Genomic DNA, 20,473 nt, shown 5'->3' with positions numbered 1-20,473 from the left:
CCAAAGCGTCAAGACACGATTCTCAAGACGTTTGCTGCCAGCCAGCTTTTGGTGTGGCCGGCTTCGGTAAGGGCCTAGATGGTCCGCGGCGCCCTGGCGAGGTTGTCCTTCAGTTCCTGGGCGTTCTGCCGCACCCCATACGCCGGACGGTCGCGCTCGACGCGCCAGCTCTCCTCCAGTAAACCGATGTTGACGGTGTCGAAGCCAAATTCGTCGTAGAGGCGGGTAACCAGTTCGGCGGCTTCAGGGTAGTCGCTGGCTGTGGCCAACGCCCGCCGGTTCTCCGTTCCCACGGGGGCCCCGTCCGTGGTGATCTGGGCGGCACCGATGTGGTTGAAGCCCTTGGCTACCTTCGATTCCGGCAGGTGCTCCTGCAGCAGTCCGGAAGTTGTAGCCTCGCCCTTGTCCAGGGCCGGGATGCGGCCGTCCCGTTCCCAGTAGTAGTTGTTGGTGTCGATGACGATCTTGCCGCCCAGCGGTTCCACGGGAATATCCGCGTAGTTCTTGAGCGGAACAGTGACCACGGCGAAATCGCCGGCCGCTGCTGCTTCTGCCGCTGTGGCTGCCCGCGCCCGGGCGCCGAGCTCTTCGACCAGCCCGGACAGGGTTTCCGGGCCGCGGGAGTTGCTGATAACTACGTGATAGCCCAGCTCGACCGCCTTCCGTGCGATCTGGCTTCCAATGTGTCCTGCCCCGATGATTCCAATGGTTGTCATGTCCCGCCCAACCCTGTCTTGCCCTCAGATATTTCCGCGTTGACTGCTCATAACGAAACGCAATGGGACAAATTCGACCATTAAGCGACGCCCAATCCTTGACCCGCCCCCGCGGGCACTGATAGACCAGTAGGGCAGAAAGCGTTTTCCCCGCTCCGCCGGCCAATCCCTCACTTCCCCTGCGGGACCTTGGCCGGTGGTTAGTGAAACGTTCCAACCTGTCGCGCGGCAGACTCAGCTGCCGCCGCATCAAAGGAGATGGTCTCTTGCTCTATCCCTCAAAATGTTCCCGTCCGTCCCGGGCCGGCCGCGCCTGGAAAGCTGCTCCACTTGCGGCAGCAGCCTCACTCACGGCCGCCGCGCTGGCGTTCACGGGTGTGCCCCTGGCCCAGGCCAACCCCGCCGCCCCCGGGCAGTCAGGCAAGGCAGGGCTCCAGCGCCAGGTGGAGAACCTGGACCGGGCACCCGTGGCGGTGCTGACGGACCAGGGCGTCACCCTCGGCTGGCGCATGCTGGGCCTGGACAAGGACAGCGTTGGCTTCCACGTGATCCGCGACGGCGTCCAGCTCACTGACGAGCCCATCCGGAACACCACCACCTACATTGACCCGGCCGGAACCGCAGCCTCCAAGTACGGCATCAAGACGGTGGGCAATGGAGACGGGCAGGACAAGCTCAGTGCGGAGTTCACCCCGCTGGCCCAGAACTACCTCGCCATCAAGCTGGACAAGCCGGCCGACGGCGTCAGCAAGGACGGAAAGCCGTACACCTACTCGGCCAACGATGCCACCACGGCGGACCTGGACGGCGACGGTAGCTACGAGATCGTCCAGCTCTGGAACCCCTCCAACGCGCAGGACAACTCGAAGTCCGGCTACACGGGCAACGTGTATGTTGACGCCTACAAGATGGACGGCACCAAACTGTGGCGCATCGATTTGGGCCACAACATCCGTGCCGGCGCGCACTACACTCAGGTGCTTGCCTACGATTTTGACGGCGACGGCAAGGCTGAAGTGTCCATGAAGACGGCGGACGGCACCAAGGACGGGGCCGGAACCGTAATCGGCGACCCCGCCGCGGACTACCGCAACAGCGGCGGCTACGTGCTGTCGGGGCCGGAATTCCTTACGGTGTTCAACGGCGCCACCGGCACTGTCATGGACACCGTGCCTTACGACCCGCCGCGCGGCAACGTCAGCTCCTGGGGTGACGGCTACGGCAACCGCGTGGACCGCTTCCTGGCGGGCGTCGCGTACCTCGATGGTGAGCGGCCGTCCATGATGTTCAGCCGCGGCTACTACACCCGCGCCGTGCTGGTCACCTATGACCTGGTGGACGGCAAGCTGGTGAAGCGCTGGACCTTCGACTCGGACATTTCCGGGGCGGAGTACAAGGGCCAGGGCAACCACAACCTGTCCGTGGCCGATGTTGACCAGGACGGCAAGGACGAGTTCGTCTTCGGTTCAATGACCATCGACGATGACGGCAAGCCGCTGTACAACACCAAGCTGGGCCATGGCGACGCCATCCACACCAGCGATTGGGATCCGTCCCGTCCCGGCCTGGAGACCTTCGCAGTACACGAGAGCATGAGCCAGAGCGGCAACCGCGGCGCCACTTTCCGCGATTCGGCCACCGGCGAAGTGCTGTGGAGCATTCCCGCTACCCGGGACACGGGCCGCGGCGCCATCGGGGACATCGATCCCCGCCACGCAGGTGCTGAAGGCTGGGCTGTTGGCGGCGACGCTGCCTGGAACTCACCTGTCGGCTTCCTGATGTCCTCGAAGGGCGAAAAGATCGCCAACAAGATCCCGGCCGCCAACTTCATGGCTTGGTGGGACGGTGACCTGCTGCGCGAAGTCGTTGACCACGACTTCGATGCCGTTGCCGGAGTGGGTGTCCCCACCGTTTCCAAGTGGAACTGGGAAACCGAGTCCAGCGACAGGCTGCTGACGGCCACCGGAGCCAGGACCAACAACCACACCAAGGGCAACCCGTCGCTCCAGGCGGACCTCCTGGGTGACTGGCGCGAGGAACTCGCCTTCCCGTCGTCGGACAGCACCGAGCTGCGGATCTACACCAGCACCTCGCCCACCGAGGTCCGGCTCCGCACCCTTATGCATGACCCGATGTACCGGACGGGCGTGGCACGCGAAAGCGTGGCGTACAACCAGCCGCCGCACCCGAGCTTCTTCATCGGTGAGGGTATGGAAACCCCGGCCATGCCGTCCGTGAAGTACGCCGGCACGGACCAGTAGCACCAGGACAGCGAAGCGCCGCCCGCCTCCAATAGGAGATGGGTGGCGCTTTCGTTATGCCCGGAATGTCCGACGCCGGAGCCCTGCCTCAGCGGCAAGCTTCAGTCAGTTCCGGCGTCGGTTAGTCCCGGCTAGCGCTGTCCAATTCCGGGGACGGGCGGCAGCCCGCCATCGGGACGCCGGTCCTGCTCGCGGCGCTCCCCGGCGCTGAGGTTCTCGCCTTCCAGCGTCTCGTCGGACTCGCCGGTAGTGTCCACCAGGCCGTTGGTCTGGTCGAAGGCGTGCCCGATCCTGTCATCGCCCAGGTCGGCGACCGAACCGGTGGAGCCGGCTGCCGCCGTCGTGCCCGTTGTTGTCGTGCCCGTTGTTGTGGTGCCCGTGACGGTGGTGTCGGTGGTCAGCGGCGTGACGGTGGCCGGCTCCCCGGGAGCCACCGGAGTAACCGTTTCGTCGGCAGCCGCGGTTTCGCCCTTGTTGCCGCCGGCGGCCATGGCTGCTGCTGCACCGGCTGCCGCTGCAACACCCAGGCCTGCGGCTACCTTGCCGGAGATGCCCGCCTTGCCTGAGTCGCCGCGCGATCCTGCTGCGTCCTCGACCCCGGGCGTACCTGCGGGTGCGCCGGAGCTGACGCTGCCGCGCCACGCTCCGCTGGCGTAACCCTCATCCTCGATGAATTCCTTGAACCGCTGCAGGTCTGCCTCGGCCTGGCGCTCCACGACGTTGAGCTTATCGCCCACCTTCTCAATGATGCCTTCGGGCTCGTACTCAAGCGTCAGCTGCAGGGAGGTCTGGCCGCCGCCGATGTCCTCGAACTCGATTGCGCCGGCGTTCGTGGCGCCTTCCGTGGCGGCCCAGGCCACCTTGCGATCGGGGATCTGCTCCAGGATCTTGGCTTCCCACTGCCTGCGGATGCCGCCGATCTCGGCCACCCACTCCAGCCGGTCGTCACTGAGCTGCGTGACGCTCTTGACGCCGCCCATGAAGTGCGGGAACTCCTCGAACTGGGTCCACTGGTTGTAAGCGGTGCTTACCGGTACGTTCACCAGAATGCGTTTTTCCACCTTCGTGCTCATAACGTCTCCTTCGCTTGTTACCGGAAGCTGATGAGTCGGTAAAAATCATCAGCATGCTTACCAACATACCTTTTCAGGTGGCTGGTTTCCAGAGCAAGGAATAACGACGGCGCCAGCGGGCATCGTGGGTCCGTCTCGTAGAAGGGCTGGTCAGGGCTGCCCGAAGAGGTTGCCGTAGGGCGGAATTCCCTCCCCGTTATGGCGATTCCGTCGTGCAGTGGAGCTGTAGTTCTCGCCCTCAGCTGTTCATCCGACTCGCCCTCAAAGTCCACCAGGCCGCCGGTCTGGTCGAACGGGTGCTCAAACCGGTTGTAGGGCCGCGGTTCGGTACCAGGTTCTGCAGTTGCCGCCGCCCCCGGAATGGACTCGCGCCAGGCCCCGGTGACGTGGCCCTCGTGTTCGATGAATTCCTTGAACTTTTTCAGGTCGTGCTCTGCCTGGCGACACACGACGTGGAGCAGGTTGCCCACCTTCTCCACCACGCCTGCGGGCTGGTACTCGAGCGTCAGTGCCAGTTCGGTCCTGTTGTGTCCGAGGTCCCGAAACTCGACGGTTCCGGAGTTCGTGGCACCCTCGGTGGACGCCCAGGACACTTTGCGGTCCGGGACCTGCTCGAGGATTTTGGCTTCCTACTTCCGGTGGACTCCGGCGATGTGGGCAACCCACCTCAGGCGGTCATCACTCAGCTGGGTCACACTGTCCACGCCGCTCATGAAATGCGGAAAATCCTCGAACTGCGTCCACTGGTTATAGGCCGTGCTGACCGGCACATCCACCACGATCCGTTTCTCCACTTTCGTGCTCATCATGTCTCCTTTGACTGAACCGAACCTGATGAGAAAACCGAGGTCATCAGTAGCTTTAAGATAATCCCGCCGGAAGCCCCCAACCACCCATGGGGAGGGGACGGACGACGGCGGCACCTGGCGTTTGGAATTCGCCCCGCCAGGGTCCGCCGTCGGAATGGAAACCTGGCGGTTAGTGCAGGTGGTTGCCGACCAGCGCCAGGTTCTGGATGACCGCCAGACCGAACTGGGAGGCGTCGTTGGTGGAGACGGTGGGGGCCTCATCCACGGGCAGCAGCACGTGCGGCGGCTCGATCTTCCGCAGTGTGAAGGCTGATTCGTGGTTCAGGTGCTCCCCGCCCTCGGCAAAGCTTTCCCATGCCCGTGCTGCCAGTTCCGGATCATTCAGCCGGGCTGCCGCATAAGCGGTGAGCCGGCTGTGCGCCTGCGTGAGGTAGATCCCGGCCAGCGGCTGGCCCACGGCTTCCACCTGTTCCTCCTTGCTGGCAAGGAAGAGCCGGCAGTACTGCAGCCATGCACGCTCGAACGCCGGATCGGGCACCAGGTCCACCAGCTCGCTGCAGATCTCCACCAGGCCGAAGACTGCGCTGAGGTGGGAGACCTGGATGAGTTCGCGGCCGGTGTCGAACCGTCCCTTGTCCACGTCGTACAGGGCCTCGCCCGTGAGGAAGCCGTATTTGAACGCGCCGATGTCTGCCATGGTGCCCAGGAGGCGGTCGCGGGAGCGCGGGTTGCCGGTGCGTTCCCAGTCGGTGAGCCAGGTGGCGGCGAGCGAGCCCCAGTCTGTCCCGAGCCCCACGCCCAGTGCATTCCGGTTGGGGCGGTAGGTGTCAGCGTCGGGGCGGACCTTGCGGACCGGGTCCAGGCCCAGGAAGTTCTGGTCGCTGTCCACCAGTTCGCTGAGCAGGTCGCCGGTGCGCTCGTCCGCGGTGAGGTAGTAGTAGAAACGGCGGTAGGCCGGCGTGCTGATGCGCAGCTGCTTGGCGCTGCAGCCCCAGTGCTGGACGTTGTGCCGCGAGCCCAGTCCCTTCCACGGCCCCAGGTGGTACACGTCCACTTCGCCGGTGTGCCGGGTCATGGCCTCCGCGAACCGGAAGATGTCGGCCCGGCCCGAGCGCAGGTAGGAGTACCAGAGCCAGAGGTCGGGGGAGAGCTCGGAGTTGTCCCATGCGTAGCCGCCCACGTCGTACCGCCACACGTGCCGGTCATGGTCGTAGGTGTGCATCACGTCGCCGTAGTTCCAGAAGCCGTACCAACGGCGCTGCTCCACCTGGCCGGCGTAGAAATCGAAGAGGAAGTCCAGGTGGTCCTCGAGTTCGGCGCGGGCGGGGGTGCTGCGGTCCACAGGGTCCCAGTCGCCGAAGACGCCTACGGAGTGCAGGTATTCGGGGGCGGACTGAAGCAGGGCCGGTGTTGAGGCAGCATGAGCGTCCAACGCGAGGCTTTCCGTGGCCGGCGTGCCCTCGTAGGCGAAAAGAGTTAACTCATGTGTGCGGGCAATGCCGGTGGCGTTGCCGAAGCCCGGCTCGTAGTCCTCATACGTGATTTCGAGCCCCTCGAGTTGTTCCTCGAACGTGTCCTGGCCCAGGCCGTCGTGGTAGAAGCGCAGATCCATGGGCTGGGCCTCGGGGGAGTACAACCAGGCGGTCATGGACGCCTCACCGGTGGCCGCACCACGGATGTCCAGCTGGCCCGGGTGGGACTGCCAGAAGCCCTTGACGCCCACGCCGAATCCGCCACGGGTATCGGTGAGTGAGCAGAATCCGGCTGACCGGGTGCCGCCGGAGATTCCCACCCAGGCGTGGCCAGCGCCGGTGCGCTTGCGGAGGTCGAAGCCGTCCGCGCTGAGCTGTGTGAGTGTGTAGTCATTCCACGCGGGAACCAGGTGGAGCCGCTCGGAAACTTCCGGGTTCCACTCGGCCAGCGGCGGGGTGGGCCGGCCTTCCAGCTGCGCCCGGCGGACTTCCTCGCCCGGATCCCGGCGCAGGCCGGTGAGTCCACGCACGCCTTCCATGAGGAATCCGCCGTCGGCCCCGGCGATCCGGATGTGCCGGTCATGGAGCTCGGCCTCGAGCGGCACGGTGAACCGAACGCCCAGCCCCGCCAGGAAGTCCTGCCCGGCGTCACCATCCCAGATGAACGAGTGCACCATCCGGACGCTGCGGGCGTTGGCGTAGAAATAGAGCCGCACCACGAACGGCAGCCAGGCGCGCCGGCCGCTGCCGGCTGTGTCGGGGCGGTGTTGTCCTTCCAGTCGGAGCACGGCTCGTACAGGACCCGCTTGTTCAAGCACGACGGCGGTGACCTCGCCGGTAAAGGCCTCCCGGCTGGCGGTGCCGGCACCCTCTGGGATGCGGTCCTGCAGGAGGCTGACCAGGCGGGCATCCCGCGCAACTTCGGTTCCCCCGCGGGTAAGGCTGCTGAAGAGGTGGGAACCGCTGCGGTGGATCACCGCCTGCAGCGTGCCCGTGTCCACCGTGAACGCTTCGGCCGTTTCGGTGACGGTGACGCTGGGGACGTCCGACGGCGGGAGGCTGGCTTGGGCGGGTGAGGTCCCGCCGTCGGCCGTTACCTCGTACACCTCGGAGGGAGCATCGGTGGCAGGGATCGCCAACCCGGCCCATTTGAGCGAACCATCGGGCCAGGTGGCAAGGGGCCAGGCCTGGCTTGTGATGTGCTTGCCGGCCGAATCGCGGACGCTGAGTTCCGCGGTGTCCGCCACTTTTCCGCGTGGGAACGGCATGCCCCACGTGGTGCCGCTGCTGATTTCCGCCGGGGCGTCGCCGTCGATCCACCTGACCAGCGTATTTTCAGTCATTATGTCCAATTCCGTTGCTTTGTTTCCGCTGTTTTCGGTTTCGCCAAAGGCATGCGCCTCAGCCCTCCAAGGACCAGGTGAGAAACCGCTTTCTGATTCGTTTCAAAATAATCACAGCGGAAGCTGAACCGCAAGGGGTAGCCATCATCTGGAGTGGGTCACCAGCTAACGGCCTCGCGGGCAGTGGCACCCGCGTAGCGTTAGTGCCCCCGTGTTCTCCAGGGTCTGACAGTAGTGCCGGCAGTCAGGTTGGCTCCTGCCGCATGGGTTTGCCGGGTTCGCGTGGGGCCTCGTTCTCCGCCGTCTTCACCAGCGTGAATATTCCATATCGCATCGCACGGGTGCGGTAAGCCAGGATTAGGCGGGGGAAGCTCAGAAGGAAGATGCGCTTGCGGGCGCCAAGGGCGAGGCTGCGGGTTTCGCGATCGCTGAGCAAGGCCTTCACTATTCGAGGAGCGCAGATCGTCCATGTGCGCGCAACGCGGCGGCTGACATCCTCATAGCCAGCGATCGTAAAGCCCGCTGCCATTGCCATCGCCTCATACTCCTCGCGCGTACCCATCGAGGGCAGGCGCCCTTCGCGGCAGATCGGCTCGAGCAGGTGGCGAACCTTCCAACCGCTCGCATCGGTCTCGGCCAGCCACGCGCAGACGACGAAGCGGCCGCCGGGCGACAGCACGCGATACGCCTCTGCAAAGAACTTGGGCTTGTCCAGCATGTGCTCGCTTGACTCGATCGCCCAAGCGGCATCGGCCGAGGCATCTGCCAGCCTGTTGACGAACCAGTCGCGGAGGTGGATGTCCACGTCGGGTACGGGATGCGCGGCGGCGTAGTGGGCCTGCGCAGCGGAAAGAGTGAAACCGGTAACGCGGACCCTGCGTGTCGCCGCGAGTTGCCTGGCGGTGGAGCCATAGCCGCAACCGATGTCAACGCACGTTTCGCCGGGCATAAGGCGCAGCCGATCGCCAACCGCGTCAACCAGTGCCTCGACGGCCTCGGCCGGAGTCTCTCGCCCCGTGGCCCACAACCCGTGATGGACGTGTTCACCCCACACCCGGCGATAAATCGGATCGAGCTCGTCGTAGTGATCCGCGACCGCCACGGCGCTCTGGGAAATCCTGGGGACGATCACGCCATCACGTTATACCGCCGATCCATGCCACCGTAAGGTCACAGCTCACGACGCCACGGCTTCTAAGGTCGTTGCGGCGAAACGCAGGGTCCGATGCGCTCCTTCGAGTGCCGGCGTCACCTGTCTCGTAACCAACGATGAGTACTCGATTTTTGCCTGAAGGTTGCAAGACATAGTTACGAGAATTGCCGTTGCCACGCGCTTCCATAATTCCGGCGAAAATCTGTGACTGTGAAGGTGAGCTGACTGTTCACTCGTTGGGACGTCTCGTTTCCCAGGGTTTCGAGACACCAGTAGGTCCAGATAGGGCGACCTCGCGGATAGCTTCATCGGGCGGGGCATACGGGAATCGGTAAGGAGGACCTCGCCACGCCATGATCTTTCAAACCAACCGTGCGTTGACCGACTGGCTAACGGGACGGGTTGCGGTCGGGCCTCCGCGGGACGACGGGTCAGAGCTAAACTCGCTCTCATAACTAGGTTGGGGGACCAAATGAGCACACCTACAGAGCCGACTCGCACAGCAACCGGTGGACTAAACAAGCTGGCCATTGCAGCGATTGTTTTTGCTTTCATAGCAGTATCGGGGTTTTGGGTTTTTGGGGTCGCGGTTCTTGCTGTTTTTGCAGTGGGTGCCGGGCACGTTGCCCTGAGTCAAATCCAACTCAGAGACGAGCGAGGCAAGGGGCTAGCAATCGCTGCCCTCGCCATTGGGTACGGCATTGCCACGCTGGCGTTGATCAGCACTTTGGGGTTCATACCGAGCGCAGTCCAACAGTTTTCGCAGTGATTCTGACAGCGGAGCCACGGCCAGGTGATTGCTCTTGCCAGGTGGAACTCCGAAGTACGTCGTATAGATGGTTCCCGTGGGGGTTTTCTTAAAAACGCTCCACGCGGTCGGCAACTAAGGAGAACTCGTCCTGCTGCGCTTCGTGCCAAGTGAGCATAACGTCCTCGCCCGGGACAAGCTCAAGAAACTCATTTGCCCTTTGGACGATGCAGGAAAAATGAGCGAAGCATTCTGCGGCTACTCCCTCGATCCGGATAGATCCCCACCCTTCATCGCGGTGCCAGGTCTTCACCGTTCCCTTGCTCAAAATCTCATCCACGTCACCGATGATAGCCACCTCCTTTCCGTGGCCGATCTGGTGAATGTGGGTGACGACCAGAAGTACGTCCGGTCAAGGTTCCTCAATCCGCGATCTTCAACGACGATGTCCTATAGGCGTCAAATTGGGAGATCCGGCTTTCAATGGCGCAGGAGCAGATTCAGGCCAGCGAACAGAAGCCCGGCTCCAAGGAGCCCAAACATCACCCCTATCGCCAGCCAGGTGCCCTGTGTCACCGCTTCAGCTGCTTGGCGGCCTCGCCGGCCGGCGAACATGTTCATCCATTCCCGATGCCCCTTCGAGACGGCAGTCCGAAATACGGCTATTGCCAAGCCGATGAGCAGGAATAGCACCCCGAATAATGTGAAAGCTGATCCCTGTAAAACCACGGCGATCCCCCTACTCATCGGCTGACTGTCTCCCGCTCTTAGGAACAGAGGCCAGATGAATGTACCCCCACAACTCGGCAGAAAGGAACAGTGCGTATGCCAAGGCGTGGCTGGGTGCCGTAAAGGGTTCCCTCGGGAAGACCTGCTTAGGAGTTTCGCTGACGCTCCGGGCATTCGAGAATGCACAGCAGTGGCCACCAGTCATCCCGTTCAGTATTGTCGCGTGCAAATGATGCTGCTGTGCCGGCCGAACCTGGTTCAGCCCTGAAAATGAGGTGGGGATGTTTGGAGTAGGGCCGTTTTCTCGTTCACAGAAGTTGATTTTGACGGTCGGCACGTCAATTCTCACCGTTCTGGCGCTCATCAGATGTATCACCTTTGTCGCCACGGGCAATAGCGAGTGGCCGTGGACAGCATGGACGGTCCTGGTGGGAGTAGTCATGCTCATCTGGATTCGCAGGGTTCCTATCAAGGAGCGGGGCCAATGACTCCACTCGGGCTGACGCTTTTCGGGCTGGGCCTCGTCGGCCTACTCGTTACCGTCATGTACGCGTTCATCGACAAACAACGAACCGGTCAGTTGTTTAGGCGAAAAGGGATTTTTCTCCCACTGATGATCGCTTCAGGAGTCCTCGGCTTCTCAGGAATGTTCATCGTCTTCCTGTCACAATCCTCTTGAGCTTAGGGGCCGTATCCCAGTCGCGGTGAACCGTCCCAGGGAGGGTTCCGTCCGAGGGCAGCGGCTCCTTCTCCTAATCCGGTTCGGTGTCTCGAAACCTCTGCGCCTCGAAACCCTATGCTTCCAAGACGCTCCTAGGCCAGCAGCATATGGAGTGCAACGATCAGGGCACCCGCCAAGAACAGCAACGAGCACAAGAAAATGCCGAGAAGCTCCATGCCCCTTGCTTGTTCCGTTTTGTCGCGGACGGGAAGTACTTTGAACTTTTCGGTGATGATGGACAACTGATAGGCGGCAATGCGCTTGCGGAAAAGAAACCACACGGCCCCTATCACCATAAATACGATGCCCCCTTCCATGATTCCCCCGATCTGGCGTGGCTCACCCTTGCGCACTGACACTACTCCGCCCTCCTGTGGGAAGTGCCGTTGTTCCTGAGGGCGGCCTCCTTCAATTCGGTGCCTCGAAACCTCGCGGGTGGCTCCGGCTGGCGCATAGAGGTGGACGCCCATCCGGCTCGTACCTTTTGGCCACTCGAAGACGTCCACCGATTCCCCTGAACGGGTACGCATCTCGTGGTACTCCGGTTCGGATCCGACCACGGCAACGTAGTGCTCGCGCAGCTCCTCAACCACCGACATGCTCCCGGTGAGGTCCATCTAACCATCGCCTTACGGATAGCCGAACCCGCCCACAAGCCCAGCTGGAATGTCTCGAAACCTCTGCGCCTCAAAACGCTAAGGTTATGCGGCGGAGGCTTGCTTCCGGCCTTTCGTCGGAACTTGCGGGATCTGTGCCGTAGAGGGTTCGTCATGGAAGCAGGGTGATTCTAGTTTTGCTCAGCGAGCAGTCTTTGATCGTAGACGCAGCAGCTGGTACGTCAGCCAGATTGTGCCGAGGATCGGAAGAAGGGGAAATGTCGGCCGGCCAGTCGCGACGAGGACGGCGAAAGCGATCCAGAGAATAGCAGTGATCGCCGCTAAGGAAATGAGCGTCTTGCGTGTGACCGGAAAGGATGGCAGCACAATGCCTTCGTCGCGGAGTCTGTGCGATTCAAGGACTACCCTGCGGATCAATGGACCGAAGACAGCAGCCAAACCCACAAGGGCCAATACCGTGCGCCAGGGTTGTGGGACGTTTAGTGCATCCAAGGCACTACCCAGCACCGCACCCAGGAGGAAAAACCACCACATTCCCCAGACAACAAGTTGTCTTCGTCTCGGCGGCATACCGTCGAGTGAATCAGGCGGCCAAGACTGCCACTCATATTTGTTGTCATTCGTGCCTGCCCCCGGGGTCATGCGCTTAGCCTAGCCCGATGACCTAAATTACAGACCCGCGCACGTTCATGGGACATCATTTGGCAAAACAGCTGTTCAGACTGAACTCCGTGTCGTATGGGGTTCCCTGGGGGAAGCAGGAAGAACCACGGGCGGCGGCCAAGGGCTGCCCGGGTGTGGTGGTCATCCGCAGAGCGGGTATGGGGGCGTCGTCCTTGCGCGTTTTCAGATTCATCCTCGCCAATACCTCGGTGCAATCTGCAGGGTCGGATGGGGGCCCGATGCGGGGTACGTTCTTCAAGTTCCTATTCGTCCAGCCCGTTTTGTTGCTCGAACTCACCTCGGAGCCCTTTGAGCTTCAGCGCCGCCAACGATCCACCGATGGCGGAAAGGGCGGCCACGATGAAGGCGATAGTTCTCTCTTCAAGGGTCAGTTCATACCTCAGGATGAGGAATATCATTGCGAGCAGAGTTACGACGCTGAGCAGAAGGAGGGATGAGAAGTACCACCTTGCGCGGCGTTCCCTGGGGTCAATCCATGGCTGCATGCCAACTCGCCTCTCTTTCTCATTGATTCAACATAACGTGGACCTTATCCCCGTAAGCGCGAGTGTCCGATTTTCTGTGGAACACTTTTTGGCATTTAGCTGATTATTCCTTCGGGTGATGGCGTAGGCGTTGGCCTTGGGAAGAACCATGGAAATCGCCCTGCCGGTCGTTTTCACGGCTGTCTTCTTTTACGTCCTTTTACGGAATCATCCCCGGCCACGAGACGGCATCATTGCGGCTCGCTGAACGGGCGCTGTCTCGGTAATTCCCCATGGAACCGGCGTCTCGAAACCTAACTGCCTCGAAACACTAGGGTTTCGAGACGGCCTAGTGGCTCCAGCTTGAGGGCCTTCACCGAGACCACAACTAGGAGTTCGAAGTGTCGCGGCGATATGCCGAGATAGTCTCTTGACTGCTGCTGAGGGTTGGTCAGGTGTAGAGCGCGCTGATCGTGCGGGCTGATCCGTTTATAGTGATGTGTCCGCCGTAGGGCACTATCCATTGGGGACGGGTATGACCGAAAGGGATCCCGACGCAGATGACTGCCTTGGGGTTGTACCGGGTGACCTCCTCGATCACGGCGTCCCGCTGGGCGGCCCGCAGGCGGGAGCGTTCATCGGGCTCCGGCCGGTGCTCGAAGTTGCTGGTTGGTGCCCTCGCGACGAGAACCCCCTCGACCGCGTTGAGGATGCCTCGCTCCCCGAGTGCGCGGACCCACCGTTTCACCCAGTCCGCGGGTGGGGTCAGCTCACTGGTTTCCAGAAGCAGGATGCACCCGTGCAGGTCAGCAACCGGCGGCAGCCGATCCGCGAACGCAAGCTCGTCGATGACCTCCAGGCATCCGCCCCAGCTCCGCCCCGACACAAGCCGCTCCGGCCCGGCCCATGCCCAGGGTTCGGTGGGCTCCCGTTCTCCGAATTCAACAAGGGCTTTGGGGTCACGCCAATCCTTGCCGAAGTCCTCGGATTCACCGGGATCGGTAATCGTGAGTTCACCGCCGGTCATCAGGGCGGCCTTCAAGGAGGTGAGGTGGACTTTGTCAATGCTGGGGCCGGGACCAAGATGAACCTGGGTGGAACCACCGTAGTAACCGGCGATGCCGTGGGCCCAGAGCCAGTTCAGCAGGTTTGTGTTGTCGCTGTAGCCAAGGAAAATCTTGGGGTCTGCCCGGGCGAGTCCGGCGTCCAGATGAGGGATGACAGTGATCTGGTCGTCACCTCCGATGGTGGCGAGGATGGCCCGGATGGTTGGGTCACCGAAGGCCGCATTGAGATCAGCGGCACGGTCTTAGCGGTTGCACCGAGTTGGCGGGTCGTGGGGAATTCCACTGGCACCAGGCCAGTCGCGGCGGCGAACCGCGCCATCGCCTGCTCGTGAACTTCAGGCGCGAAGCCGGGAGCAGCGAATGACGGTGACAGGATGGCCACCCGATCACCCTTACGAAGTTTCGGTGCCGCTACCGTGGATCCCCATTTTTTCATCACGCCATTCAAACACAGGGGAAAAGCCACAGCTTCGGCACAGACATGAACTCGCCCCGGCGCAGAGGGGCGAGTCATCGTACAACTGCAGCAGCTCCGGGTGCAGGTGGCGCTGCATAACTCAGTGCTTAAGAGTCGGCAGATGAAGGGCGGGGGCTATTTGCCGGGCCCGGCGGCTTCCGGAGTATCGGGTCCCTCGGCGGGGTCCTGGGTGTGCACCCGGATCTCCGTGACGTCGGCATCCGGGTCGCCCTCGGCCGGTGCCTCCGTGTGGACCCGCTCATCCTGCAATGGATTCTCGCTCATGCCTGCTCCTCACCGCGCCGGGACTTCGCTACAGAACATTCAGCGCTCCCCGGCGAAGCGTGTCAAGGACCTGCCGGAGCTCTGGCCGTGGTTGGCCTTCTGTGCTGGACTGGTGGGGCAGTGAGCACCAACGGCCGTCCAGGAACGGGCGGCACCTTTTCCAGGCAGAACATGGACGGCCGGCACTGACTGGCCATTGGGAGGAAAACTCATGGCACCGTTTAAGATCGGATACTTTGTGGGGAGCCTTGCTACCGGTTCCATCAACAGGGTCCTCGCCAACGCGCTGATCAAACTCGCTCCGGAGGACCTCCAATTTACGGAGATCCCCATCCGGGACCTCCCGCTCTACAGCTATGACTACGACGCCGACTTCCCGCCGGAAGGCCGTGCCCTGAAGGAGGCCATCGAGGCCTCCGACGGCATCCTGTTCGTCTCACCCGAATACAACCGCTCCATCCCCGGTGCCCTCAAGAACGCCATCGACTGGGGCTCCCGCCCGTGGGGAAGTAACTCGTTCGCCCGCAAGCCCACCGGCATCATCGGAGCCTCCGTAGGCAGCATCGGCACGGCGGTGATGCAGTCCTCGTTCCGCAGCGTGCTGAGCTTCCTGGACGCGCCGCAGCTGAATGCACCCGAGGCCTACATCCATTACGACGCTGCAGTATTTGGTGAAGACGGCGAGGTCAAGAACGAGGACACCGCCAAGTTCCTGCGGCACTTCATGGACGAATATGGAGCCTTCGTTGCCAGGGTCCTCGCAGCTAACGCACCCGGTCACATCGGCGACCTGGAGCACGATAGCGCGAAGCTGACGCGGTAGCGGCACCAAGTGCTGAAAATGCGGATACCCGCCGTCCCAGCGACGGCGGGTATCCGAGTCTTCTAAACGGTCATCCCGGTGATTAGTCCAGCGGAAGGGTGATGGTCACGGTGGTGCCGTGACCAGGGGTGGAACAGATGTCCACAGTGCCGCCCGTCTCGTGGACGGCTACGGACATGAGCCGTAGCCCGTATCCGTGGTGACGGCCGCGCGTGGCGAGCTGGCTGTCAAAGCCGGTGCCGTCGTCCGCCACCACCAGGCGGATGCCGTGGTCCACGGCGGCGAGCTGGACGTTGAGCTGTGACGCTTCCGAATACTTGAATGCGTTGCTGAGCGCCTCCCGCGCCGACTGGTACAGCAGGGCGGCGCAATCTGCCGGAATTTCGACGCCCCAGTGCGGAGTATCCCAGCGGATTGCCATCCCGCGCTGGCGGAGGGGTGCCGTGAGCCGGTCAATGCAGCCGGCCACACCCAGGGTGTAGAAGTCGAGCGGATGCTGGTCCGTGAGCAGGCCTTCTACGGCTGTTACTTCGTCTGAAACTACTTTGTTTCCCATGACTTCCTGCTCCTGCAAGCTGTTTGTCTGATACCTCCAGCGTGAACCTCCAACAGCAACAGGTGGCAAGGTTTACCTCAAGATCCCATCAATTTTCAGCGCGGCGCCGGGACCCGGGAGCATAAGCAGTTAGCAAGCACCTGCAGCGGATGGTGCGGCTCGCCGTTGTTGTGCATGTTGTCTTTCCTGGCTTGGGTGCTGCCCTACGCGAGCTGCCTGACATGAAGGCTGGTGATGGTTGCTGTGCCGCCGGTGGCGTAGACGGAGAGGCTGGTGCTGGTCTCGGCCGGGAAGATCAGTTCGGTCATGGTGATCAGGCCACCCTCGGCGAAGACTTCGACGGAGCAGTGGTCCACGAAGATGGTGAGGCGGTAGGAGCCCGAGGTTGCCTGGATGGGGGCGGTGTCGATGGAGGGGAACGATTTGTGGAAGTCTGTCTGCCCTGATTCCCGCCGGTCCACAGAGAGTCTGCCTTCTCCGGGGCGTATTCCGACACGGGTTCCGTTGGCACCGTCTCCGCGCAGGATGAGCCCGAATTCCTCCGCGCTTCCTGGCGTGAAGGTGGCGTCGATGCGCTGGACCGTTCCGGCCGCGCCCGCCAGAACCTGCACGCCGTCGTGAACTGTAGTTTCAGCGAGGCAGAAGGGGTCCGCGCCGGCCAGGGCTGTCCAGTCACCCGCGGGCTGCTGGACCAGGGACAGGCCGCCGTCGTCGGTGGTCTGGAGTGAAATTTCACGGGCAAGGCTCATGGGGCTGCGCCAGGGCGTGGTGGGGATGTGGTTGGCGTATTCCCAGTTGTTCATCCAAGCGATCATCAGGCGGCGGTTGTCCGGGGCGTCGCTGAAGGAAACGGCGGCGTAGTAGTCCCGGCCCCAGTCAAGCCACCGGTAGTCACCCAGCCGGTCTGGATCTTGGAGGCCTTCGGTCACGGTGCTGGCGGAGGTGAAGGTGGTGCCGTCGAAATCGCCAATGAAGTATTGTCCGGCTGAGCCGTTGTTGGGCCCGCCAGGGTTGAGGTTGACGGTAAGGATCCACTTGAGGTTTTCCGGGTCGCCGTCGACAGGCAGCGGGAAAAGGTCGGGGCATTCCCAGACGCCGCCGGTGGCGTTGGCGGGGCCGAAGGTGCTCAGCAGTTCCCAGTTCTTCAGGTCGTCGGATTTGTAGAGCACCACCTGGAAGTCTTGGGCTTCGACGGCGACCATCACCCAGTAGCTGCCCGCATCGCCGTCGTACCGGATGACTTTGGGGTCGCGGAACTCCGCGGACCCGCGGTTAAGCACGGGGTTGTTAGTGTGCTTTGTCCAGGTGTAACCCCCGTCCAGGCTGAAGGCCAGGGACTGGGCCTGGACGCCCTCATCCAGGGAGCCCGGTTTGAAGGCGCTGGTGTAGATGGCCACGAGCGGGGCAACGGAGCCGGTGCCGAAGCCGCTGGTGTTGTGCCGGTCATGGACGATGCTTCCGGAGAAGATGTCCTCATTGTCGTCGCAGGCGATGGCGACGGGGTGTTCGGTCCAGGTCAGCAGGTCGGGGGAGGTGGCGTGCCCCCAGGACATGTTTCCCCAGACGTTTCCCAGCGGGTTGTTCTGGTAGTAGAGGTGGTAGACGCCGTCATGGAAGATCAGGCCGTTGGGGTCATTGAGCCAGGTGTTCCGGGCGGCATAATGCAGGGCCGGCCGGAAGGTCTCGGCTGTCGTGGCGGTCGCGGCAGTCATGAAGGTGGCGTCTCATTTCTTGGCAGTTGTGGTCTCTGCGGGTCCCGTGGGAGTACCGGCAGGGGGATGAGTGGGGCGGGTGGGGGAAAACGCGGGCAGTGCCGGCCCCACCCGCCTTTTGGGGTGTTAGGAGTTCTTTTTGTAGCGGTCGTAGGCCTGCTGGTAGACCTCGATCATCTTGTCGACGCCGACGTTCTTGAGCTGGGAGACGTAGCCGTCCCATTCCTGCTCGATTCCACCTGAGACGACCCACTTGGCCATGTTCTGCTTCACCAGGGACGTGACATCGGTCTGGATGGTGCTGATCTGCTGGAGTTCCTCGTTGGACAGGGCCACCGGGGGGTAACCGTCGTTGCCGGCGAAGGGCTTGTAGAGTTCCTCAACGGTTTTCTGGCGATCTGCTGCCCGCGGTTCCGGGGCAACCACCGTTGTGAAGCTCTCAGCGGTATTAGCCTTCGGGCCGCCCGGAGCAACCTTTTGGCGGCGTTCGCCTTCGCTGGTTCCGGCCGGCGCCGGGATCTGGGTCAGCAGGCCGCTGGCATCCTTTTGCAGGGTCTCGCCGATCGGTCCCCAGTTGGCCTGTGCGGACTGGATGGGGTCGTAAAGGTTGTCGGCCCAGCGCATGGTGGCAGCAGGGTACTTGTTGTTCCGGGTGATGGCGAAGGCGCCGCGGGCGATTTCCTGGTTGTTGGCCTGGCTGGCGATCCGCTTGCCGTCCACGCCTTCCAGCACGGGGACCAGGGCGTAGTCGTTGGCGCGGTCAGCGCCCACCAATTCGGGAATCTCCCACCAGACAAAGGAGCCGAGGTTGGCGGTGGCGGCCTTGCCCTTTGCCAGGTATGCCTTGTCATCCTGCGAGAAGGACTCGGGGTCGATCAGGCCTTCCTGGTACCACTCGTGCAGGGTCTGGATTGCCTTTTTGTAGCCGTCCTGGGTGGCAGTGAAGATGACCTTGTCGTCCTGGACAATGCGGTGGTCCATGTTGTCCGGCACGCCGCCGAGGGCTGCGATGAGGTCCACGATGTCCCCGCACCAGGATCCGGGCATGAAGCTCAGCGGGATGGTCTTGCCGGTGCCGGAGGCGTCCTGGGTTTTGAAGGCCAGCAGTGCATCGTGGAACTCGTCCACTGTTTTTGGCATGGGGATGTTGAGCTTCTTCAGCCAGGAGGTGTTGATGGCGAGCTCGTGGGGGAACTGGACCAGGCCGAGTTCTTCGACAGAGGGCAGGGAGTAGATGTGCCCGTCCGAGGAGGTAATGGCTGCTTTGATGTCGAGCCGTTCGGAGAGCAGCTTGGAGAGGTTGGGGGCGTTCTTTTCGATCAGGCCCTCGAGCGGAATGAGGGTGCCGCTGGCGGAGTAGGTGGCGATTTCGGCGTCGGTCAGGCCGGTGTTGAAGAACGCGTCGGGCAGGTCACCGCTGGCCAGGATGAGGTTCTTCTTTTCCTGGAAGACCGTCTCGGGCAGGTTCTCCCAGTTGACGTGGATGTTGGTGGCCTTCTCCCATTCCTGCACCACGGCCATGGTGTTGTAGTCCGGGGCCAGGGCGGTTTTGGTGCCGGAGAATGTCAGGTCAAGTTTCTTGCTGACGATCGGGAAGCCTGTTTCCTGGAAACCGAAGTCAGCGGAGGCGTCTTTGATCTCCGTGGTTCCCGAGCCGCCGCCGGAGCAGGCGGTGAACGTCAACGTTCCGGCCAGGACGGCGCCGAGGGCGGCGTATTTGCGGCTGAATGCCATGGTCATTCCTTATCTGAGGTGGAGTTGTTCCGAGTTTGCTGTTGCTGCCCGCAGGCGGTTGCCGGGGCGGTGGTACTGGAAGGAGCTATTTGACGGCGCCGATCATGGCGCCCTTGGTGAAGTGCTTCTGCATGAATGGCAGGGCAATCATGAGGGGCAGGCTCGAGACGACGATCATGGCGTACTTGGTGAGCTCTGCGATCCGCTGGGCGGCGGCATAGGATTCGATGTCTCCGCCGGTGGTACCGGTGGATGAGACGTCTGACTGGATGAGGATGTTGCGCAGGACGAGCTGCAGAGGGTATTTGGTGTCGTCGTTGAGGAAGATCAGTGCGTCGAAGAACGAGTTCCAGTGCGCCACCACGTGGATCATGATCATGAGCATGATCAGTGGTTTGGACAGGGGGAGCACCATCTTGAAGAAGAACTTGAAGTCGGTTGCCCCGTCCATCTGTGCGGCTTCGCGCAGTTCGTTCGGGATGGTGTGTTCGAAGAACGATCTTGCGATGATCAGGTTCCACACACCTACGGCTCCGGGCAGGACAACTGCCCAGACGGTGTCGAGCATGCCCAGGTCGCGGACCACCAGGTACTTGGTGATGAGTCCGCCGTCGAAGAACATGGTGATGACGAACAGGAGCATCAGGAATTTCCGGCCGGGCATGTCCTTGCGGGACAGGGCGTAGGCACCGCAAAGGATGGTGCTGACGCTGACGGCGGTGCCGAGCACGGTGTAGACGACGGTGTTGCCCAGGCCGTTCCAGATCCTGCTGTCCGCGAAGATCCGCTCGTACCCTTCCGTGGTGATACCCGAAGGGAAGAGCCAGACCTTTCCTTCGTAGACGGCGTTGGGGTCGCTGATGGAGGCGATCACGATGAAGTACAGCGGATACACCACGGCCAGGATGGACAGCACGAGGACGGCGGTGGCGGCGATGCCGAAGGCGCGGTCGCCGTACCGGGCCCGTAACGACTGCTTGGGGCGGACCTGGCTGACGGTCCGGTTCGGGGTGTCGGTAGTGCGGGGGTTTGTTGTCAGGGACATATCG

19 protein-coding genes and 1 pseudogene are annotated in these 20,473 nt (G+C 62.5%); 4 read left to right on the top strand and 16 right to left on the bottom strand.

All coding sequences use genetic code 11. The annotated features are described in order from the left end of the window. Positions 1–74 precede the first annotated feature (74 nt). Positions 75–716, bottom strand: coding sequence for an NADPH-dependent F420 reductase (locus M1D32_RS17895; protein WP_458779960.1), 642 nt, complete (start codon positions 714–716; stop codon positions 75–77). A 266-nt stretch (positions 717–982) separates the two neighbouring features. Here M1D32_RS17895 and M1D32_RS17890 point away from each other — a divergent pair, with 266 nt between their 5' ends. Next, on the top strand, positions 983–2,977 hold the full coding sequence (locus M1D32_RS17890) for a rhamnogalacturonan lyase (RefSeq protein ID WP_458779959.1): 1,995 nt from the start codon (positions 983–985) through the stop codon (positions 2,975–2,977). A 131-nt stretch (positions 2,978–3,108) separates the two neighbouring features. Here M1D32_RS17890 and M1D32_RS17885 read toward each other — a convergent pair whose 3' ends face one another. The 5 genes from M1D32_RS17885 to M1D32_RS17865 form a co-directional block, all read right to left on the bottom strand. Next, on the bottom strand, positions 3,109–4,050 hold the full coding sequence (locus tag M1D32_RS17885) for an SRPBCC family protein (protein WP_458779958.1): 942 nt from the start codon (positions 4,048–4,050) through the stop codon (positions 3,109–3,111). A 17-nt stretch (positions 4,051–4,067) separates the two neighbouring features. Beyond that, positions 4,068–4,643 carry an SRPBCC family protein gene (locus tag M1D32_RS17880; RefSeq protein WP_458779957.1) on the bottom strand — a complete coding sequence of 192 codons (576 nt, stop codon included), beginning with the start codon at positions 4,641–4,643 and terminating at the stop codon, positions 4,068–4,070. Between the two features lie 36 nt (positions 4,644–4,679). Further along, positions 4,680–4,859: an SRPBCC family protein gene (locus M1D32_RS17875; RefSeq protein WP_458779956.1), complete on the bottom strand. Its 180-nt coding sequence runs from the start codon at positions 4,857–4,859 to the stop codon at positions 4,680–4,682. A 169-nt stretch (positions 4,860–5,028) separates the two neighbouring features. Further along, positions 5,029–7,674 (bottom strand): exo-rhamnogalacturonan lyase family protein, encoded by a 2,646-nt coding sequence (locus M1D32_RS17870; RefSeq protein ID WP_458779955.1) that lies wholly within the window; start codon positions 7,672–7,674, stop codon positions 5,029–5,031. A 244-nt stretch (positions 7,675–7,918) separates the two neighbouring features. Further along, positions 7,919–8,806: an SAM-dependent methyltransferase gene (locus tag M1D32_RS17865; protein WP_458779954.1), complete on the bottom strand. Its 888-nt coding sequence runs from the start codon at positions 8,804–8,806 to the stop codon at positions 7,919–7,921. 493 nt (positions 8,807–9,299) lie between these two features. Here M1D32_RS17865 and M1D32_RS17860 point away from each other — a divergent pair, with 493 nt between their 5' ends. Then, positions 9,300–9,596: a DUF4190 domain-containing protein gene (locus M1D32_RS17860; RefSeq protein ID WP_458779953.1), complete on the top strand. Its 297-nt coding sequence runs from the start codon at positions 9,300–9,302 to the stop codon at positions 9,594–9,596. 88 nt (positions 9,597–9,684) lie between these two features. Here the strand turns inward: M1D32_RS17860 and M1D32_RS17855 are convergent, their stop codons facing one another. Then, complete coding sequence (locus tag M1D32_RS17855; RefSeq protein ID WP_458779952.1) at positions 9,685–9,933, bottom strand: cold-shock protein; 249 nt, start codon at positions 9,931–9,933, stop codon at positions 9,685–9,687. An 855-nt stretch (positions 9,934–10,788) separates the two neighbouring features. Here M1D32_RS17855 and M1D32_RS17850 point away from each other — a divergent pair. Then, complete coding sequence (locus M1D32_RS17850; RefSeq protein WP_458779951.1) at positions 10,789–10,983, top strand: hypothetical protein; 195 nt, start codon at positions 10,789–10,791, stop codon at positions 10,981–10,983. 134 nt (positions 10,984–11,117) lie between these two features. Here M1D32_RS17850 and M1D32_RS17845 read toward each other — a convergent pair whose 3' ends face one another. The 5 genes and pseudogenes from M1D32_RS17845 to M1D32_RS17825 all read right to left on the bottom strand — a co-directional run bounded on the left by M1D32_RS17845 (position 11,118) and on the right by M1D32_RS17825 (position 14,599). Continuing rightward, on the bottom strand, positions 11,118–11,642 hold the full coding sequence (locus tag M1D32_RS17845; RefSeq protein ID WP_458779950.1) for a hypothetical protein: 525 nt from the start codon (positions 11,640–11,642) through the stop codon (positions 11,118–11,120). A 180-nt stretch (positions 11,643–11,822) separates the two neighbouring features. Further along, entirely contained in the window at positions 11,823–12,284 is a 462-nt protein-coding gene (locus M1D32_RS17840) for a hypothetical protein (protein WP_458779949.1), read from the bottom strand. A gap of 284 nt (positions 12,285–12,568) precedes the next feature. Beyond that, the gene (locus tag M1D32_RS17835) at positions 12,569–12,811 is read right to left on the bottom strand and encodes a hypothetical protein (RefSeq protein WP_458779948.1); all 243 of its coding nucleotides are present in this window, start codon (positions 12,809–12,811) and stop codon (positions 12,569–12,571) included. A 430-nt stretch (positions 12,812–13,241) separates the two neighbouring features. Further along, a pseudogene (locus M1D32_RS17830) lies at positions 13,242–14,293 on the bottom strand (S66 family peptidase). Positions 14,294–14,449: 156 nt separating this feature from the next. Beyond that, on the bottom strand, positions 14,450–14,599 hold the full coding sequence (locus tag M1D32_RS17825; protein WP_458779947.1) for a hypothetical protein: 150 nt from the start codon (positions 14,597–14,599) through the stop codon (positions 14,450–14,452). A gap of 211 nt (positions 14,600–14,810) precedes the next feature. Between M1D32_RS17825 and M1D32_RS17820 the strand changes: the two genes are divergently transcribed. Then, positions 14,811–15,422 (top strand): NADPH-dependent FMN reductase, encoded by a 612-nt coding sequence (locus tag M1D32_RS17820; RefSeq protein WP_458779946.1) that lies wholly within the window; start codon positions 14,811–14,813, stop codon positions 15,420–15,422. Between the two features lie 82 nt (positions 15,423–15,504). Here the strand turns inward: M1D32_RS17820 and M1D32_RS17815 are convergent, their stop codons facing one another. From M1D32_RS17815 to M1D32_RS17800, 4 genes are all read right to left on the bottom strand, one after another. Beyond that, positions 15,505–15,978, bottom strand: a complete 474-nt coding sequence (locus tag M1D32_RS17815; protein WP_458779945.1) for a sensor histidine kinase — start codon at positions 15,976–15,978, stop codon at positions 15,505–15,507. Between the two features lie 203 nt (positions 15,979–16,181). Then, positions 16,182–17,690, bottom strand: coding sequence for a glycoside hydrolase family 32 protein (locus M1D32_RS17810; protein ID WP_458779944.1), 1,509 nt, complete (start codon positions 17,688–17,690; stop codon positions 16,182–16,184). Positions 17,691–17,816: 126 nt separating this feature from the next. Then, on the bottom strand, positions 17,817–19,424 hold the full coding sequence (locus M1D32_RS17805; protein ID WP_458779943.1) for an ABC transporter substrate-binding protein: 1,608 nt from the start codon (positions 19,422–19,424) through the stop codon (positions 17,817–17,819). 85 nt (positions 19,425–19,509) lie between these two features. Next, positions 19,510–20,469, bottom strand: coding sequence for a carbohydrate ABC transporter permease (locus tag M1D32_RS17800; RefSeq protein WP_458779942.1), 960 nt, complete (start codon positions 20,467–20,469; stop codon positions 19,510–19,512). Positions 20,470–20,473 lie beyond the last annotated feature (4 nt).

It is taken from the genome of Arthrobacter sp. D3-16 (genome assembly GCF_054408515.1).
This window is presented reverse-complemented; position numbering and strand designations above follow the sequence as displayed.

Bases quoted from the DNA above. Each gene is read 5' to 3' on its own strand.
- M1D32_RS17895 (WP_458779960.1), bottom strand. From the start codon at position 716: ATGACAACCATTGGAATCATCGGGGCAGGACACATTGGAAGCCAGATC.
- M1D32_RS17885 (WP_458779958.1), bottom strand. From the start codon at position 4,050: ATGAGCACGAAGGTGGAAAAACGCATTCTGGTGAACGTACCGGTAAGC.
- M1D32_RS17875 (WP_458779956.1), bottom strand. From the start codon at position 4,859: ATGATGAGCACGAAAGTGGAGAAACGGATCGTGGTGGATGTGCCGGTC.
- M1D32_RS17870 (WP_458779955.1), bottom strand. From the start codon at position 7,674: ATGACTGAAAATACGCTGGTCAGGTGGATCGACGGCGACGCCCCGGCG.
- M1D32_RS17860 (WP_458779953.1), top strand. From the start codon at position 9,300: ATGAGCACACCTACAGAGCCGACTCGCACAGCAACCGGTGGACTAAAC.
- M1D32_RS17850 (WP_458779951.1), top strand. From the start codon at position 10,789: ATGACTCCACTCGGGCTGACGCTTTTCGGGCTGGGCCTCGTCGGCCTA.
- M1D32_RS17845 (WP_458779950.1), bottom strand. From the start codon at position 11,642: ATGGACCTCACCGGGAGCATGTCGGTGGTTGAGGAGCTGCGCGAGCAC.
- M1D32_RS17840 (WP_458779949.1), bottom strand. From the start codon at position 12,284: ATGACCCCGGGGGCAGGCACGAATGACAACAAATATGAGTGGCAGTCT.
- M1D32_RS17835 (WP_458779948.1), bottom strand. From the start codon at position 12,811: ATGCAGCCATGGATTGACCCCAGGGAACGCCGCGCAAGGTGGTACTTC.
- M1D32_RS17825 (WP_458779947.1), bottom strand. From the start codon at position 14,599: ATGAGCGAGAATCCATTGCAGGATGAGCGGGTCCACACGGAGGCACCG.
- M1D32_RS17820 (WP_458779946.1), top strand. From the start codon at position 14,811: ATGGCACCGTTTAAGATCGGATACTTTGTGGGGAGCCTTGCTACCGGT.
- M1D32_RS17815 (WP_458779945.1), bottom strand. From the start codon at position 15,978: ATGGGAAACAAAGTAGTTTCAGACGAAGTAACAGCCGTAGAAGGCCTG.
- M1D32_RS17810 (WP_458779944.1), bottom strand. From the start codon at position 17,690: ATGACTGCCGCGACCGCCACGACAGCCGAGACCTTCCGGCCGGCCCTG.
- M1D32_RS17805 (WP_458779943.1), bottom strand. From the start codon at position 19,424: ATGGCATTCAGCCGCAAATACGCCGCCCTCGGCGCCGTCCTGGCCGGA.
- M1D32_RS17800 (WP_458779942.1), bottom strand. From the start codon at position 20,469: ATGTCCCTGACAACAAACCCCCGCACTACCGACACCCCGAACCGGACC.